The sequence below is a fragment of the Curvibacter sp. AEP1-3 genome, assembly GCF_002163715.1.
In the GTDB taxonomy this organism is placed as follows: domain Bacteria; phylum Pseudomonadota; class Gammaproteobacteria; order Burkholderiales; family Burkholderiaceae_C; genus Allorhodoferax.
Genome location: NZ_CP015698.1, coordinates 1,538,515 through 1,554,364, shown reverse-complemented (window position 1 = coordinate 1,554,364; position 15,850 = coordinate 1,538,515). Strand labels below are relative to the sequence as shown.

16 protein-coding genes are annotated in these 15,850 nt (G+C 61.1%); 3 read left to right on the top strand and 13 right to left on the bottom strand.

Annotated features, from left to right (window positions below):
* Window positions 1-10: 10 nt before the first annotated feature.
* From uraD to AEP_RS07395, 3 genes are read right to left on the bottom strand one after another with little or no spacing between them, the layout of a single operon-like run.
* The gene (gene uraD, locus AEP_RS07405; RefSeq protein ID WP_087494791.1) at window positions 11-1,819 is read right to left on the bottom strand and encodes a 2-oxo-4-hydroxy-4-carboxy-5-ureidoimidazoline decarboxylase; all 1,809 of its coding nucleotides are present in this window, start codon (window positions 1,817-1,819) and stop codon (window positions 11-13) included.
* Window positions 1,820-1,822: 3 nt separating this feature from the next.
* On the bottom strand, window positions 1,823-2,776 hold the full coding sequence (gene puuE, locus AEP_RS07400) for an allantoinase PuuE (protein WP_087494790.1): 954 nt from the start codon (window positions 2,774-2,776) through the stop codon (window positions 1,823-1,825).
* On the bottom strand, window positions 2,773-3,414 hold the full coding sequence (locus AEP_RS07395) for a GntR family transcriptional regulator (RefSeq protein ID WP_087497236.1): 642 nt from the start codon (window positions 3,412-3,414) through the stop codon (window positions 2,773-2,775). Before AEP_RS07395 ends, puuE begins: the two co-directional genes overlap by 4 nt.
* A gap of 67 nt (window positions 3,415-3,481) precedes the next feature.
* Here AEP_RS07395 and uraH point away from each other — a divergent pair, with 67 nt between their 5' ends.
* The gene (gene uraH, locus AEP_RS07390; protein WP_087494789.1) at window positions 3,482-3,835 is read left to right on the top strand and encodes a hydroxyisourate hydrolase; all 354 of its coding nucleotides are present in this window, start codon (window positions 3,482-3,484) and stop codon (window positions 3,833-3,835) included.
* Window positions 3,836-3,839: 4 nt separating this feature from the next.
* Here uraH and AEP_RS07385 read toward each other — a convergent pair whose 3' ends face one another.
* Window positions 3,840-4,385 (bottom strand): hypothetical protein, encoded by a 546-nt coding sequence (locus tag AEP_RS07385; protein WP_198301911.1) that lies wholly within the window; start codon window positions 4,383-4,385, stop codon window positions 3,840-3,842.
* A gap of 89 nt (window positions 4,386-4,474) precedes the next feature.
* Here AEP_RS07385 and xdhC point away from each other — a divergent pair, with 89 nt between their 5' ends.
* Together xdhC and AEP_RS07375 are read left to right on the top strand one after the other, a co-directional pair.
* A complete protein-coding gene (xdhC, locus tag AEP_RS07380) occupies window positions 4,475-5,326 on the top strand; it encodes a xanthine dehydrogenase accessory protein XdhC (RefSeq protein WP_087494788.1) in 852 nt (283 codons plus the stop codon).
* A 24-nt stretch (window positions 5,327-5,350) separates the two neighbouring features.
* On the top strand, window positions 5,351-6,580 hold the full coding sequence (locus AEP_RS07375; protein ID WP_087494787.1) for a urate hydroxylase PuuD: 1,230 nt from the start codon (window positions 5,351-5,353) through the stop codon (window positions 6,578-6,580).
* On the opposite strand, the gene AEP_RS07370 is transcribed toward AEP_RS07375, so the two are convergent.
* The 9 genes from AEP_RS07370 to AEP_RS07330 form a co-directional block, all read right to left on the bottom strand.
* Window positions 6,543-7,946 carry a tetratricopeptide repeat protein gene (locus AEP_RS07370; RefSeq protein WP_087494786.1) on the bottom strand — a complete coding sequence of 468 codons (1,404 nt, stop codon included), beginning with the start codon at window positions 7,944-7,946 and terminating at the stop codon, window positions 6,543-6,545. The genes AEP_RS07375 and AEP_RS07370 overlap by 38 nt on opposite strands.
* A 4-nt stretch (window positions 7,947-7,950) precedes the next feature.
* The gene (locus tag AEP_RS07365; protein WP_087494785.1) at window positions 7,951-8,577 is read right to left on the bottom strand and encodes a LysE family translocator; all 627 of its coding nucleotides are present in this window, start codon (window positions 8,575-8,577) and stop codon (window positions 7,951-7,953) included.
* A 62-nt stretch (window positions 8,578-8,639) separates the two neighbouring features.
* On the bottom strand, window positions 8,640-9,617 hold the full coding sequence (locus AEP_RS07360) for a TRAP transporter substrate-binding protein (RefSeq protein WP_087494784.1): 978 nt from the start codon (window positions 9,615-9,617) through the stop codon (window positions 8,640-8,642).
* 4 nt (window positions 9,618-9,621) lie between these two features.
* Window positions 9,622-10,509: a 2-hydroxy-3-oxopropionate reductase gene (locus tag AEP_RS07355; protein ID WP_087494783.1), complete on the bottom strand. Its 888-nt coding sequence runs from the start codon at window positions 10,507-10,509 to the stop codon at window positions 9,622-9,624.
* 151 nt (window positions 10,510-10,660) lie between these two features.
* Window positions 10,661-11,443 (bottom strand): 2-dehydro-3-deoxyglucarate aldolase, encoded by a 783-nt coding sequence (gene garL / locus AEP_RS07350; protein WP_087494782.1) that lies wholly within the window; start codon window positions 11,441-11,443, stop codon window positions 10,661-10,663.
* A 24-nt stretch (window positions 11,444-11,467) separates the two neighbouring features.
* On the bottom strand, window positions 11,468-13,033 hold the full coding sequence (gene garD, locus AEP_RS07345; protein WP_087494781.1) for a galactarate dehydratase: 1,566 nt from the start codon (window positions 13,031-13,033) through the stop codon (window positions 11,468-11,470).
* Window positions 13,034-13,040: 7 nt separating this feature from the next.
* The gene (locus tag AEP_RS07340) at window positions 13,041-14,015 is read right to left on the bottom strand and encodes a Bug family tripartite tricarboxylate transporter substrate binding protein (RefSeq protein ID WP_087494780.1); all 975 of its coding nucleotides are present in this window, start codon (window positions 14,013-14,015) and stop codon (window positions 13,041-13,043) included.
* A gap of 21 nt (window positions 14,016-14,036) precedes the next feature.
* A complete protein-coding gene (locus AEP_RS07335; RefSeq protein ID WP_087494779.1) occupies window positions 14,037-15,332 on the bottom strand; it encodes a TRAP transporter large permease in 1,296 nt (431 codons plus the stop codon).
* Entirely contained in the window at window positions 15,323-15,811 is a 489-nt protein-coding gene (locus AEP_RS07330; protein WP_087494778.1) for a TRAP transporter small permease, read from the bottom strand. Before AEP_RS07330 ends, AEP_RS07335 begins: the two co-directional genes overlap by 10 nt.
* Window positions 15,812-15,850: the final 39 nt, after the last annotated feature.

Sequence of the window (15,850 nt, the reverse complement as noted above, 5' to 3'; positions counted from 1 at the left end):
AGTCAAACGTTCAGGCCGCGTGGGCCAGTTGGTGCAGCAGATGGCTGAACGCATCTACTGCGAGTTGCATGTCGTCGCTGGTGGTGGATTCCAGCGGGTTGTGGCTGATGCCGGAATTCAGTCCGCGTACAAACAGCATGGCTTGCGGCAGTATGGTGTGCAGCTTCATGGCATCGTGGCCGGCGCCGCTGGGCATGCGGTGCAGGGGCACGCCCAGTGCGGTGACAGCTGCCTCCCAGCGTTGCTGCCAGTCGTGCGCACTGGGTGCTGCGCTGGCCTGCATGGTGCGGGTGAGGCTGTGGTGCAGACCACGGCGCTCGCAAATCAGGCGCAGGCCAGTGAGTACTTTGGCCTCCAGTGCATCGCGCTGCGCATCCGACGGAGCACGCAAATCCAGCGAAAAGGTGCAGCGCCCCGGCACCACATTGATAGAGCCATTGGGCACTTGCAGCTGCCCCACGGTACCTACCGAGTCACCATCTTGAGTGGCGCAGTGTTCGACCAGCAAGATCAGCTCGGCCACCGCAGCAGCGGCGTCGCGGCGCTGGCCCATGGGCGTGGTGCCTGCGTGGCTGGCCATGCCGGTGATCTCGCCTACATAGCGCACGCTGGCGTTGATGGAGGTGACCACGCCCAGCGGAATGTCCAGCGCGTTGAGTACCGGACCTTGTTCGATATGGACCTCCACAAAGCCTTGGTAGTCGGCAGGGTTGCGGCGGATGGCGCCAATCGCGTTCACGTCCAACCCCGCTTTCGCCATGGCGTCGCGCATGGAAACACCATCTGCGTCCGTCTGGTCCAGCCAGGCGGGGTCAAAGTCGCCGGTGAGTGCGCCAGAGCCCAAAAAGGTGGCTTTGTAGCGCTGGCCTTCTTCTTCGGCAAAGGCCACTACTTCCAGCGCATAGGGCAGGCGCTGGCCCCGAGCCTTGAGCGCTTGCACACAGGCGAGCGGCACATAGATGCCCAGCCGACCGTCGTACTTGCCACCGTTGCGCACGGTGTCATAGTGGCTGCCGGTCAGCAGGGTTTTGGATGAAACAGGGCTCTGGCGCTCGTCGGATATGCGCAGGTAGCTATCACTTTCATAGCGACCCACCACATTGCCCACCGCATCGATGGTGGCGCTGTCACAGCCGGCAGCCAGCATATCGGCTTGAATCTGGCGGGCGCAGGCCAGGTGCGCATCCGTGAGGTAGGTCACGGTGAGTTGGCCGGTGCCCACATAGGCTGCGTCAGTATGTTGAGCCAGCGCTTCTTGCCAGTCCCACACCTGATGGCCTTCGGTAGGTGTGTAGCCAAACTTGTCGTTCAGGCGGATTTCGGCAATGCGGTGCACATTGCGCAGGCACTCTGCCAGCTCAAAGTCCGGGTGACCTTGCACGCGGCGCTCCAGCGTGGCAATGATCTCTGCTTTGGAGAGGCCTGTTCCGCGCGGACCGCGTACCGCGAGGATGAAGGGGAAACCGAAGCGCGCGTTGTATTCCGCATTCAGGCGCTGAATTTTGTCGAACTCGGCCGGCGTGCAATGCGTGAGGCCGGCCTTGCTTTGCTCATTGGTGCTCTCAGTGGTGAGGCTGTTATCCACCATCGCTTTGCCGGCCAGCTCGGGGTGGGCACGCAAGAGTGCAAGCTGGGGCTCGCGTCCCGCTGCGGCCACCACTTGCACCATGCCATGTTTGAAGGCCGCAAGTGACACAAAGGGCCGTTGTTGCAAGGCCTTTTCCACAATCCAAGGCGAGTGCTCGTACAAGCCGTCCAGCAGGCGTACCGCCTCGCTCAGCGGCAGGGTGTTGAGTTGTTCCAGAGTCAGTGTGCTCATCACTCAGCCTTGATAAGGATGCGTGGCTTTCCAGTGCCGCGCAATGTCGATGCGTCGAGCCACCCACACGTTGTCGTGCCGCCCAATGTGGTCCAGAAAACGCTGCAGTGCGGTGATGCGGCCCGGGCGACCCAGCAGGCGGCAGTGCATGCCGATGCTCATCATCTTGGGGGCGTTCAGGCCGTCGGGGTCGCCTTCGGTGTAGAGCGCGTCGAAGGTGTCCTTCATGTACTGGAAGAACGGGTCTGCGTGCGAGTAGCCTTGGGGCAGGGCAAAGCGCATGTCATTGCAATCCAGGGTGTAGGGCACGATGAGTTGGGGCACCACGCTGCCGTCCGTTTTTTGCACCTTCATCCAGAAGGGCAGGTCGTCGCCGTAGTAGTCGCTGTCGTATTCAAAGCCGCCGTAGTCGGCCACCAGACGGCGGGTGCGCGGGCTGTCGCGGCCCGTGTACCAGCCCAACGGTCTTTCACCGGTGAGCTTTTCGATGGTGGCCATGCCCAGCTGCATGTGCTCGCGCTCCTGTGCTTCGTCCATGTTCTGGTAGTGAATCCAGCGGTGGCCGTGGCAGGCAATCTCGTGGCCTAACTCCACCAAGCGGCGGGTGAGCTCGGGGTAGCGCTCCAGTGCCATACCGACACCGAATACCGTCAACGGTAAGCCACGTTGTTCGAACTCGCGCAGGATGCGCCACACACCGGCGCGTGAGCCGTATTCGTAAATACCTTCCATGCTGATGTGGCGGTCTGGATAGCTGGCCGGGTTGAACATTTCGGAGAGGAATTGTTCAGAGCCTGCGTCTCCGTGCAGCACGCTGTTCTCGCCGCCTTCTTCGTAGTTGAGGACGAATTGCACGGCCACGCGGGCCTGGCCGGGCCACTGGGCGTGGGGCACGTGTTCGCCATACCCCACCAGATCGCGGGGGTAGGCTTGGGTGGTGTCGTAGGTGTGATTCATGTCGATTCGTCAGGGGGCAAAGTCAAGCCGGCTTCTACGTGTTGAAGGTGCTCGTCCATCAAACGCAGGGCCAAAGTTTCATCGCGAGCTTCCAGAGCATCCACCAGTGCAGCATGCTCCTCGTGCGAATGGGCTGCCGAGGCGCTCGTCTGGTACATCAGTGTGATCAGGGAGCAGCGTGAGAGAAGGTCCATCAGCATCAATGCCAGCACTTCGTTGCCCAACAATTGGGCCATCCGTACATGGAAGTCGCCCAGCAACTCGGTGCGGTTGCTGATGGTGCCGCCATGGACGGCATTTTGTTCTTCGGCAATGTGCTGGCGCAGGGCATCAATGTGTTCGGGGTTGGCTGCCGCGATGAATGCACGGACCATGCCGGCCTCCAGCATGCGGCGCACCGCAAACACCTGTCTCGCCTCGGCCACTGAGGGGGCTGCCACAAAAGCGCCGCGTGCAGGCTCCATGCGGATCAGGCGGTTGCGCGAGAGCTGGAACAAGGCCTGCCGGATCAGCGTGCGGGATACGCCGAACTGGTCCGCAAGCTTTTGCTCGGCCAGTTTGGCGCCGGGTGTGAGCTGGTGGTCCACGATGGCGGCGGTGATGGCCTCCACGATGAAACCGGTCGTTGTGGTTTCCATCAGGTCATGATACCGAGATTGCGCAAAAGTGTATACACTTTGCATTTTCAATCGACAAGGATGCGCCATGGGCTTGAGCACGCACGTACTGGACACCATGCACGGCACCCCCGCAGCGGGCATGTCGGTGGCGCTCTACACCACGCAGGGCGAGGCGGCAACGCTGGTGAAAAGCTTTGTGCTGAATACCGACGGCCGCAACCCGGACGGCCCGCTGTATGACAACGCCAGCCTGCAAAAAGGCACCTACAGGCTGGTGTTTGATGTGGCCGGCTATTTCAAAGCCCGCGGCGTGACCCTGCCGGAGCCTAACTTTTTGAACCGCGTGGCGCTGGATTTCGGCGTAGCCCACACCGACCAGCATTACCACGTGCCTTTGCTGGTCAGCCCTTGGAGCTATTCCACTTACCGCGGTTCTTGAAAGGCTACATCTGGCCTTCGGTCAAGGTATCCAATTGAAAACGTCCACTCTTATGCCAGAGCCAGGTGTCCGTGTAGGTGACACGGCCCATGCGCACCGGTGCGGGGTAGGGGGCAGCCGCGCGCACCGAGCGTTCGATGTCGGCCATGACTTCCGGGGCGTGGCTGGGCGCGCGCATCCAGCGGATGTCGGTCACCTGCCCCATGCGGTCAATATCCACCTGCAAGACACCGACTGCGTAGAGCAGTGGGGGCATTTTCCCGCTGTAGATGCGGTTGGAATTTTTGGCATACAGATGGCCGGCGGCGTCTCGGCGGTAATCCCTCGGGGTAGCCGCCTGGGACAGGAGCGCGGGCTGTGGCTCGGGCTTGGCTGCCGCCGGGGGCGGAGCCACGGGGGGCGCCACTACGACGGGCGCCGGCACTGGTGTGGGCTGATGAGCCGGCTTGTTGACACTGCAAGCGCTGATGGCGGCCAGCAGCGCCAAGCTGATAGACAGGCGGGTGTTGCTCCAACGGGCGGCAACGGGTGCGGTGGCAGGGTTGGTCATGGCGTGTCTCCTTGTTTTTTCGCGCCGGTGTACTGTGCCGCAAATTATGCGGTTCCTGTCGGGCTCCGGCACAGAAAAGGTATCCGTTTGTGAGCAGCCTTCGAGATCTCTTGAACGCCTTGGAACAGGGGCCTGCGGTGCTGGTCACCGTGTTGGCGACCCGCGGCTCTGTGCCCCGGGATGCCGGTGCCTGGCTTTCGGTGTCAGCTGACGGCTTCGTCGGAACCATAGGTGGCGGTCGTCTGGAGCTGGACGCCTTGACGCTGGCCGGAGAGATGCTGATTTCCCATCAAGCGGGCCGGGATACCCCCGCAACGGAGCGGCGTTTTGCCTTGGGCCCCAGCCTGGGGCAGTGCTGCGGTGGTGAGGTGCATCTGCGCTTTGAGCTGGTGCAGGCGGCCGATGCGCCTGCCCTGCGCGAACGCTTGGCCCCCCGGCACTGGCCATTGGGCTTGTTCGGGGGTGGACATGTGGGTCAGGCCTTGGTGCAGGTCATGGAGCGTCTGCCTTTTGACGTGACGTGGGTGGACAGCCGGGACGGCGTATTTCCAAAGTCTGTACCTGCGAATGTTCGGTGTGAGCACTCCGATCCGGTGCAAGCAGCGGTCGCTGATTTGCCGCCGGGCGCCCGTGTACTGATCATGAGTTTCAGCCATGCGGAAGACCTGGATATCGTGGCGGCCTGTTTGACCCGCCAGCGGACCCGGTGGGATCTGCCCTACGTGGGGTTGATCGGCAGCCATACCAAATGGGCAACTTTCAGCCGTCGCTTGGCCGAGCGTGGCTTTACCGAGGCGGAGCTGGCGCATGTCACCTGCCCGATCGGTGTGCCGGTGGTCAAGGACAAACGGCCTGAAATTATTGCGGTCGCGGTGGCGGCCCAACTCTTGCAAGTAACGGACGACACGGTGCCCATCCCGGCCCCTGGCGCTGCCGGTTGATTGGACTATTGAGGAGAACTCCGGATGGAAAGCTATGTACTGGACTGGGCGAACCTATTGCTGCGTTGGGTGCACGTCATCACCGCCATTGCGTGGATCGGATCGTCGTTTTACTTTGTGTTTCTCGACAGCAGCCTGACCCCGCCGGAAGATAAAGATCTGAAAAAGCAGGGCGTCAGCGGCGAGTTGTGGGCAGTGCACGGAGGCGGTTTCTACCACCCGGTCAAATTTGCCGGCGCGCCCCCCAAACTGCCGGGCAATTTGCACTGGTTTTACTGGGAGAGTTACAGCACTTGGCTTACCGGCTTTTCGCTGTTCACCATCTCCTACCTGTGGAGCGCGGGCACCTACCTGATTGACAAGTCGGTCATGGCGTGGCACCCGCACGAAGCGATTGCCGTTGCGCTGTCGTTTCTGGTGGTGTTCTGGTTGGCGTACGACGCGATTTGCCGCGCCTTCGGTCAGCACAAAAATGGGGACGCCATCGTGGGCGTGCTGGTGGCGATATTGGTGTGTGTGGCCTCCTACCTGGCATGCCACTGGTTTGCCGGCAGGGCTGCCTTTCTGCTGGTGGGCGCCATGATGGCCACGAGCATGAGCGCCAACGTGTTCTTCTGGATTATCCCAGGCCAGCGCACCATGGTGGCGGACATCGCAGCGGGCCGTGCGGTAGACCCCATCCACGGCAAGCGTGGCAAACAGCGCAGCGTGCACAACACCTACTTCACCTTGCCGGTGTTGTTCGCCATGCTGAGCAACCACTACAGCTTCACCTACAGTCACCCGCAAAACTGGCTGGTGCTGATCGTGATGATGTTTGCGGGCGCCGCCATCCGCCAGTTTTTTGTGCTGCGGCACGGCTACAAGCTCGGTCGCAATGCACACCCATGGCCCTACGCGGCAGTGGGCGTGCTGGCCATCATCGGTATGTTGGTGTGGTTGAAACCTGCACCGCAGCCTGCTGCTATGAATTCAGGAGCTGCTCCCGCACAATCCACGGGCGCCAGCAGCACAATTGGCTATCAAGAGATAAAGCCCGTGTTGGAGCAGCGTTGCTACATGTGCCACGGTGCTGCTGTGCAAATGAAGAATGTACGGCTGGACAGCCCCGAGGCTGTGGCCAGCCACGCCCAAGCGATCTACCAGCAAGTGGTGGTGAGCAAAATCATGCCCATGAACAACGCCACCAATATCACCGACGCGGAGCGCGACGTGATCAAGCGCTGGTTTGAGGCAGGCGCAAAGACCGAATAGCGTCCACCGAACCGGGGGCCTGCAGTGCGTCGTTCACTTGGTTGACGACACTTGCCCAGTCCCCCGGAGTGACCTGCCGGAACAAGCGCATGGAGGCATACCAGGCGCTTTGCGTACCGCGCCGTTGCCAACGCCAATCACACAAGTAGTCTGGCAACAACAGCCAACAGGGTATGCCCATGGCCCCTGCGAGATGGGCTATTGCGGTATCGACGCAAATCAACAGGTCCACGCACGCAAGCAGACCTGCCGTATCCACCAAGTCACCCAGTTCCCATGCGGGCTCTTCAGCGTCGAAACCGCGGGATACCGATTTGCCGCGTAGATGGATCCATTCGATGTCAGACACGCTCTGCAGAGGCGCCAGTACCTCAAGGTCACGGATGGAACGTTGCGCATCATGCGGAAAGTCCGGGTTGCCTTGGGCGACCAGACAGATGCGCAGACGCTGATCTTTTTGGGTGGGTGAGAGCCTGCTTTTCCAGACTTCTTTGCGGCACTCAGTAGGTTTCAGGTAGGGCCGGGGTTCAAGTGCCGTTGTGTCCTGTCCATCCGGGTACGCGGCAAGGCTCATCACCGGTATCCAGACATCCCATGGCGCGCAATTCAGTGCTTGTGCACTGTCCGCCCAGTTCCACACGGTATGCACATCTTGCAATTGCTGCATCAGGGCCTGCAAGGGCGCCTGACAGATCAGGTCGATACGTGATGCCCCCAGTCTGCGCAACCCGCGCAGGTAACGGGCGAATTGGATGGTGTCGCCCAAGCCGGCGTCCTGCACCACCAGGACGCGCATACCCTCCAGCCGTTCACCACGCCAGCGCGGGCAGGACCATGGCAAGGCCTGATGCACCGGCCAATCGCGCGTTTCCCACAGGGGCCAGGCCTCGGCATATCGTCCGTCGCGCAACAGCAGGCAAGCCAGGTTGAATCGGGCACTGGCGTTGCGGGGTTCCAGTGTCAGTGCATGGCGCAGGCAGGCTTCTGCTTCCGGCGCCCGGTGGGTGTTGTCGAGCAGGCTGCCCAGGTTGGACCAGGCTGCGGCGAGGCTAGTCTGCAGTTGAATGGCGTATCGGTTGGCCTGCTCGGCCAGCGCCAAGGCCCCTGTGCGCGCGGCCAGTACCCCCAGGTTCAGGTGCACCAAAGGTTGGGCGGGGTCCACATCCAGAGCGATGCTCAGGTGCTCCATGGCACTCTGCGGCTCACCCATCTCATCGAGCACCAGTGCGAGGTTGGTGTGCAGTGCTGCCTGCCCGGGCGCCAGCGCAATGGCACGGTCAAGCTGATCCATGGCTGCACCCCAACGCCTATCGGCCATGGCCTGTAGGGCCTGGTCGAGCAGGGCTTGCGCGGCCTGCAGGGTCATGGGCTTAGCGTTGTGCGGTAGCCAGACGCAAAGCCAGTCCCACAAATACCACGCTGGCCACACGGTTCAACACGCGTTGCGCGGTGTGGGATTGTTTAAAGACCTGTCCGAATCCGGCTGCAAACCAGGCCACCGCGCTGAAAGTCAAAAGCGCCGCGAGCATGAACACGGCGCCGAGTTGCACGATTTGCAGTGCCATGGCGCCTTGGGTCGGATCTGCAAATTGCGGCAAAAAGGCCAGAAAGAAAATGGCCACTTTGGGGTTGGTAATGTTCATCATGACACCGCGCAGGTAGGTCTGCAGGGGTGACATCTCGCTTTCAGTGGCCGTGTCCGCAATGCCCACTGGCGCATGCCACGCACCCCAGGCGAGATACAGCAGATAGCCCGCACCCAACAACTTCAGGGCCGTGAACGCGGTTGCCGATGCTGCGAACACGGCCGCCAGACCCAGTGCCACGGCTGCGGTGTGAAACAGCAGACCACTGCACAAACCCAGCACCACCAGCAAACCGGCCTTGCGCCCATGCACCGCCGAATGCAGCAATACGAACACGTTGTCAGGTCCGGGTGAAAGGGCGAGCAGCACAGAGGCTGCGAAAAAGGTCAGTGCGGTGTCAAAGTGGAGCATGGCGTGGTGCCGCAAGTACGGCGGGCAAGTGAACTGCCCGCCATCCTAACGCCCTGCTGTTCTCAATTGCTGATGATGCTTAGCAACTCTTCGCGAGTACTCGGGTCGTTCATGTACTTGCTGTAGAGCGGAGACATGCGACGAACCATGGGCGCCGGATCCTTGAGCCGCACAAATTGCACGCCCTGTTTGGATGCCGTCTCAATCGCAGAGGCCACGCGCTTGTTCCACAGTTCGCGCATGAGTGCAGCTGATTCCGCTCCTGACTTGCTGAAGGCGGTTTTGTCGGCAGCACTTAGGCTGGCCCACAGCTTGGTGGACACCACCAAGGCTTCGGGCGAGATGACGTGGTTGGTCACGTAGACCGACTTGGCCACCTTGTAGTGCCCGGTCGATTCGAAGGAAGGCATGTTGTTCTCAGCACAGTCCACTTCGCCTTTTTCGAGCGCAGCCATCACTTCCTTGAAGGGCAGCGCTACGGGTGTTGCGTCCAGCAGCTTCACCATCTCCAGATACACCTCGGATTGCTGCACCCGGATCCGTGCACCGGCGAGGTCCTTGAAACTGTTGAGCGGACGGTTCACACAGTAGAACGAGCGGCCTCCGCCGTCGTACCAGCCCAGCACTACAAAACCGGCTGCCTGCAGTTTGGCGGCGAAGCGCTCACCCAGCTTGCCGTCCAGATGTTTGAACATGTGGACGGAATCGGTAAACAAAAAAGGCAGGTTCAGCGCCTTGAGACCCGGTGCTGCATCCGACAAGGGGCCGGAGCTGAATTCGGCCAGATCAATCTCGCCGGACTTGAGCATCTGCACCGCCTTGGGCTGGTCGCCCAGGGTGGCGTTGGAGAAGATTTCCACCTGGTAGCGGCCTTGGGTTCCTTGGGCCACCAGGCTGGCAAAGCGCTTGAGTGCCTCAGTGACCGGGTAGCCGTCGGGGTGAATGTTCCACGCACGCAATTTGGTTTGCGCATGGCTGGTGGTACCCACCAGCAACAGGCAGGCGAGGGCAAAGCATCGCCATGGCGCGCGTGGCTTCATTGCATCAGCCCTTGGCGACTTCGTGGGCACCCATGATTTCCAGGGCGCGCACCAAGGCGGAATGGTCCAAGCCGGCCATGTCGTTGGCGGCACAAACCTGCATCAGTTGCGCAGCACCTGCGGTCTGTGGCAACGCCAAGCCCATGGCTTTGGCACCACTGAGAGCCAGGTTCAGGTCCTTCTGGTGCAGGCTGATACGGAAGCCAGGGTTGAAGGTGCGCTTGACCATGCGTTCGCCGTGCACTTCCAGAATGCGCGAGGCGGCAAAGCCACCCATCAGCGCCTGGCGCACTTTGGCAGGGTCTGCACCGGCTTTGCTGGCAAACAGCAGGGCTTCGCCCACGGCAGCGATGTTGAGCGCCACGATGATCTGGTTGGCCACCTTGGTGGTCTGGCCGTCGCCGTTGCCGCCCACCAAGGTGATGTTTTTGCCCATGAGCTGCAGCAGGGGCAACACGGTGTTAAAGGTCCCTTCTTCGGCTCCCACCATGATGGTCAAGCTGGCCGCCTTGGCGCCGACTTCACCGCCGGAGACCGGAGCATCCATGTACTGGCAGCCCAGTGCATTGATCTTTTGCGCAAACACCTTGGTATCAATGGGTGAGATGGAGCTCATGTCCACCACTGTCTTGCCGGCGCTCAGGCCTTCGGCTACGCCGTCAGCGCCGAATAGCACCAGTTCCACATCGGGGGTGTCGGGCAGCATCAAAAAGATGATGTCGGCTTTTTGCGCCACTTCCTTGGCGCTCGCGCAGGGCTTGCCACCGGCTTGCACCAGAGCTTCGGGCACATCGCCTTTGGTGTTGAGGTAGACCGTGTGGCCGGCTGCGAGCAGGTGGCCTGCCATAGGGTTGCCCATGATGCCGAGGCCGATAAATCCGAGAGTAGTCATAGTGTTAAAGACAAGTAGTTAAGAAGAGTGGGCGGCAGAGTGTTCTGCGTAAGTCAAGGAGGAGCCCGAAGGGCGGGGGACATGGAGCAGAACGCTCTGCCGCCCAGGTTCCGTATTTGCAGACCCGTACGCAGACAGATCTGCAGAAGCCTTAGCCGAGGTAGCGGTCCCGCAAAGCCTGCGTAGCATTGCGGAACAGGCCCAGATCGCTGCCCACAGCCACAAAGGTCGCGCCCATTTCCATGTAGCGGCGCGCGTCAGCTTCCACGGGAGCGAGGATGCCGGTGGGCTTGCCTTGGGCTTTGGCCTGTGCAAACACACTGGCAATGGCTTCTTGCACCTCCGGGTGGTTGGCGTTGCCCAGGTGCCCATAGCCAGCAGCGAGGTCAGACGGACCTACAAAAATGCAATCCACACCGGGTACGGCGGCAATCTCAGCAGTGGCCGTCACGGCTTGCCGGCTCTCAATTTGGACCGCCACACACATGTGCTGGTTGGCTTCCTGAAAGTAATTGGCCACTGTGCCGTATCGGTTGCTGCGCTGCGCGACGGACACACCACGCATTCCCTCAGGCGGGTAGCGCGTGGCGGCCACGGCGTGGCGGGCTTCTTCGGCGGTCTCCACAAAGGGCACGAGAAAGTTGTAGAAGCCGGCATCCAGCAGACGCTTGATCTCGATGGCGTTGTTGCTGGTAGGACGCACGAACGGAGCACTCACACTGTCCTTGAGCGCCATGAGTTGAGGCACAAAAGTGATGACATCGTTGGGCGAGTGTTCGCCGTCCAGCAGGATCCAGTCAAACCCGGCAACACCCAGCACTTCGGTGCTGATGGCGCTGGCCAGGGATGCCCAGCAGCCGATCAGGCGTTTGCCGGCCAGCAGGTCTTTTTTGAACTGGTTGGGGAAAGGGCGGTAAGGGGTGGGGTAGCTCATGGCAGGCCTCGGTGGATTCGGGGGTCAGGTAATAGGGGCCGGGTTGAACAGCACGAGGGAGTTGTGCAACTTCCAGTGTTCAGCCCAGGTTTTTTTGCGGCCGCTGGCGACCTCCAACATCAGGCGGAAGAGTTCCCAGCCCATGTCTTCAATCGTGGCTTCGCCATCGGCAATGCGGCCGGCGTTTACATCCATCAGGTCATGCCAGCGCCGGGCCAGATCGGTGCGTGTGGCGACCTTGATGACGGGCACTTCGGCCAGTCCGTAGGGAGTACCCCGGCCGGTGGTGAATACATGCAGGTTCATGCCGGCGGCCAGTTGCAAAGTACCGCAAATAAAGTCGCTGGCAGGGGTGGCCGCGTAGTGCAAGCCCTTGTGCTGCAGCTTCTCGCCGGGCGATAACACGCCGCTGATGGGTGCGGTGCCGGACTTGATGATGGAGCCCATGGCTTTTTCCACGATATTGGAAAGGCCGCCGGCTTTGTTGCCTGGGGTGGTGTTGGCACTGCGGTCGGCCTGGCCGCGGCCCAGATAGGCGTCGTACCAAGCCATCTCGCGGGCCATAGCATCAGCGATTTCCGGGCTGGTGGCGCGTGCCGTCATTTGCTCGATGGCATCCCGCACCTCGGTAGTTTCGGAGAACATGACGGTCGCACCGGCGCGTACCAGCAAGTCGGTGCAATAGCCCACGGCGGGGTTGGCAGTCACACCCGAGAAGGCGTCGCTGCCACCGCACTGCACGCCTACCACCAGCTCGCTGGCTGGGATGGTTTCGCGGCGACGCGCGTTCAGCCGCTCCAGGTGCGGCACCGCAGAGGCCAGGACCGAATCAATCATGCTCATGAAGCCGACGTGCTTGTCGGCTTGCAAGCACACCACATCCAGCGCTTCGTTGGCTTGCAGGGGGATGGCGCCTGGCGGTAACAAGCGCTCCGGTTGCAGCTTTTCGCAGCCCAGACTGACCACCATCACTTCACCACCGAAGTTGGGGTTCTTCGAAATGTTGCGCAGGGTCCGTATGGGAATGATGGCATCCGGTGCATCAATGGCCACACCGCATCCATAGCTGTGCTCTAGGCCAATGACATCGTCCACATTCGGGTAGCGCGGGAGCAGCTGCTCTTTGATGCGTTGCACGGCAAAGTCCACCACGCCAGCCACGCATTGCACGGTGGTCGTGATGGCCAGAATATTCCGGGTGCCCACGGAACCATCCGCATTGCGGTAACCCTCGAAGGTGAAGCCGGTGAGCGGCTCGGCATTCCATGCCTGCGCAGTCGCCTTGGGCAGGTTATCGAGTGCCCGCGCTTCGGGCATGTGGAGCAAACGCTCATGCACCCAGGCACCGGCAGGTATGTCCTTGAGTGCGTATCCGATAGGTACGTTGTAGCGCAGCACGGCGGCGTCTTTGGCAATCGCGGCTAAGGCCACCTTGTGGCCCTGGGGCACGCGGTCCACCAGAGTCACGCCGTCGGGCAGAACGGAGCCGACTGGAAGGCCGCCGTCGTTGACCACTATGGCCACGTTGTCCGCCGCGTGCATGCGAATGCTGCGCGGCAAATCCGGTGGAGATGAAGGGTTCGAACTCATGAAGGCTTCAGTCGGCTTTGATGTTGCGTGCGCTGATCAGCTTCTGCCAGCGGACATATTCGGCAGCCTGGTAGCTGGCAAATTGCTCGGGTGTGTTGAGTACCAGTTCAAATCCCAGCTCCAGCAACTTGGGGGCTACGGCAGGGTCTTTGATAGAGGCCACAATGGCATCGAACATTCGCTTCTTGATGTCAGCGGGCAGGCCTTTGGGTGCTGCCACCGCTTGCCAGGAGTTGACATTGGCTTCCTTGACACCGCTTTCCTCCAGGGTGGGAACCTCGGGCAGCAAGGGGGAGCGTTTGGAACTGGTAATCGCCAGTGCGCGCAGCTTGCCGGCCTTGATCTGGGGTAGCGCCGTGTTGATGTTCATGAACGAACAATCCACCTGATTGCCCAGCAGGTCGGTCATCACCGGGCCGCCGCCTTTGTAGGGGACATGCACCCCAGTGGTACCGGTCTGTTGCCAGAACAACTCAGCGGTCAGGTGGTCGCTACTGCCATTGCCGGAAGACGCAAAGCTCATCTTGTCGGGATTGGCCTTCAGGTAGCTGATGACTTCCGGCACCGACTTGCGCGCGGAGACCGCAGGCACTACCAGCACATTGGGCGCTTGCGCCACGATGGTGATGGGGTCCAGGTCTTTGAGGGCGTCGTAGTTCGCTTTGATCAGGTGCGGTGCAATCACGAACGGCCCGAGAGACGACACCAGAAAGGTGTAGCCATCCGCCGGCGCGCGCGCGACCTGTGCTGCGCCAATGGTGCCGGTGGCACCTGCCTTGTTGTCCACGATGAAGGTAAAGCCCGGGCCCATCTTCTCGGTCAGCTTGGTCGACAGTGCCCGCGCAATCAGATCGGTAGATCCGCCCGGAGGGAATGGAACCACCAGAGTGATGGGTTTGGCGGGCCAGGTGTCAGCCCGGCTCCAGGTGGGAGACGTGGCGGCCACTGCCAGCCCGGCTTGCAGAATTTGTCGACGTTGCATGGTGTGCTTTCAGTGGTGTGTTCAGCGGCCCAACACGAAGTTGGGGAGCCACAAGGAGAACGCCGGGACGTAGGTGACCAGCATCATGCAAGCCAGCAAGGCGCCGTAAAACGGCAAGATGGATCGCATGACCTGCCCTATCGAAATGCCACCGATTGCGCAGCCCACCGCCTGGGTTGTCCCCACGGGAGGGGTGTTCAGACCGAGTGCGCAGTTGAGGAGCATCACTACACCGAATTGGGTCGGGTCCATGCCGAATTTCTGGGCAATCGGCAGGAAGATGGGCGTGCAGATCAGCAGCGTGGGCGCCATGTCCAGAAAAGTACCCAGCACGAACAACGCGATGTTGATCATCAGGAAAATCATCCAGGGGCTCTGGGTAATGGTTCCCATCAACTCGCCGGTGCGCTCGGGCACGTCATACATCGCCAGGAAGTAACCGAACGCGCTGGAAATTCCGATCAGGAACAACACCACACCCGTCGTCTTGCTGGCTTTTGCACAGGACTTGATGAAGTCATTCCACGACAAAGACCGGTAAGCAACTGTAGTGATCAGCAGCGCCCAAAGCACGGCAGTGGCCGCTGACTCGGTTGCTGTGAACACACCCGACAAGATGCCTACCAGGATGATGACGACGATCAGCAGGCCCGGCAGTGCCGCCACAAAACTGTTGAAAACCTCACCCCAGCCCGGGAAGACACCACGCGTGGGGTAGCCGCGCTTGATGGCCACACCGTAGGCTGCCAAAAGGTTCAGCACGGTCAGCAACAGGGCGGGCACCACGCAGGCGAGCATCATGTTCAGCACGCTCACCGATGCGATGCCGGCAGTAGCCAGGGTGTACAAAATCAGGTTGTGGCTGGTAGGCATCAAGGCACCGACCAGCGAGGCGTGGGTGGTCACGTTCACCGCGTAATCGGTGTCGTAGCCTTCCTTCTTCATCAGGGGAATCATCACGGAGCCCATGGCAGACACGTCGGCCACGGGAGAGCCGGCTACACCGCCGAACAAGGTACAGCCCAACACGTTGGACATGCCCAGGCCTCCGCGCACATGGCCGACCAGACTGTTGGCAAAGCGCACGATGCGCTGGGCAATGCCGCCATGCAGCATCAACTCACCGGCAAAGATGAAGAACGGAATAGCCAGGAAGGAGAACACCTGCATGCCTCCCACCATTTTCTGGAACACCACAGCGACCGGCAAACCGGCGGTGATGATGGTGGCGACAGAAGAAAGGCCGACTGCGAAACCTACCGGCACGCCGATGATCAACAGCAAGCCGAAGCTCACACCTAAAACAATCAGTTCCATGCCGGCACCACTTCCTTGCCCTGCAGCAGGGCGATCACATGTTCAATCGAAAAAAGCACCACCAGCACGCCGGCGATGATGAGTGGCACATAGTCCATGCTGGAGGGAATGGGCAACATGGGTTTCTGGTCGTTCCACTTGAGGGCGGCCCAGATGTAGCCGTTGTAGGCCATCAGTGCGCCGAAGATTCCCACCAGAGCGTGGATCACAATTTCCAGCTTCAAGCGCAGGCCTTCAGGGAGCAGGCTGATGATGGAGTCCATACCGATGTGACCGGCGTCGCGTACGCCGACGGCTACGCCGAGCGCGGTGATATAGAGCACGAGCAGCAGGGCCAATGCCTCTGCCCAAGTGGGGGTGTCGTTGAATACATAGCGCCCCACCACCTGGTATTGCACGCAGGCGATGAGCACGATGAGGCCGGCCACCGCAAGCATCAGACTGAGCTTGGATAGCGTGGCACAGAAGCGGGTGTACATGGTGAGCTCCGGTGAAGAATGAAAACCTCCCGGCCGTCA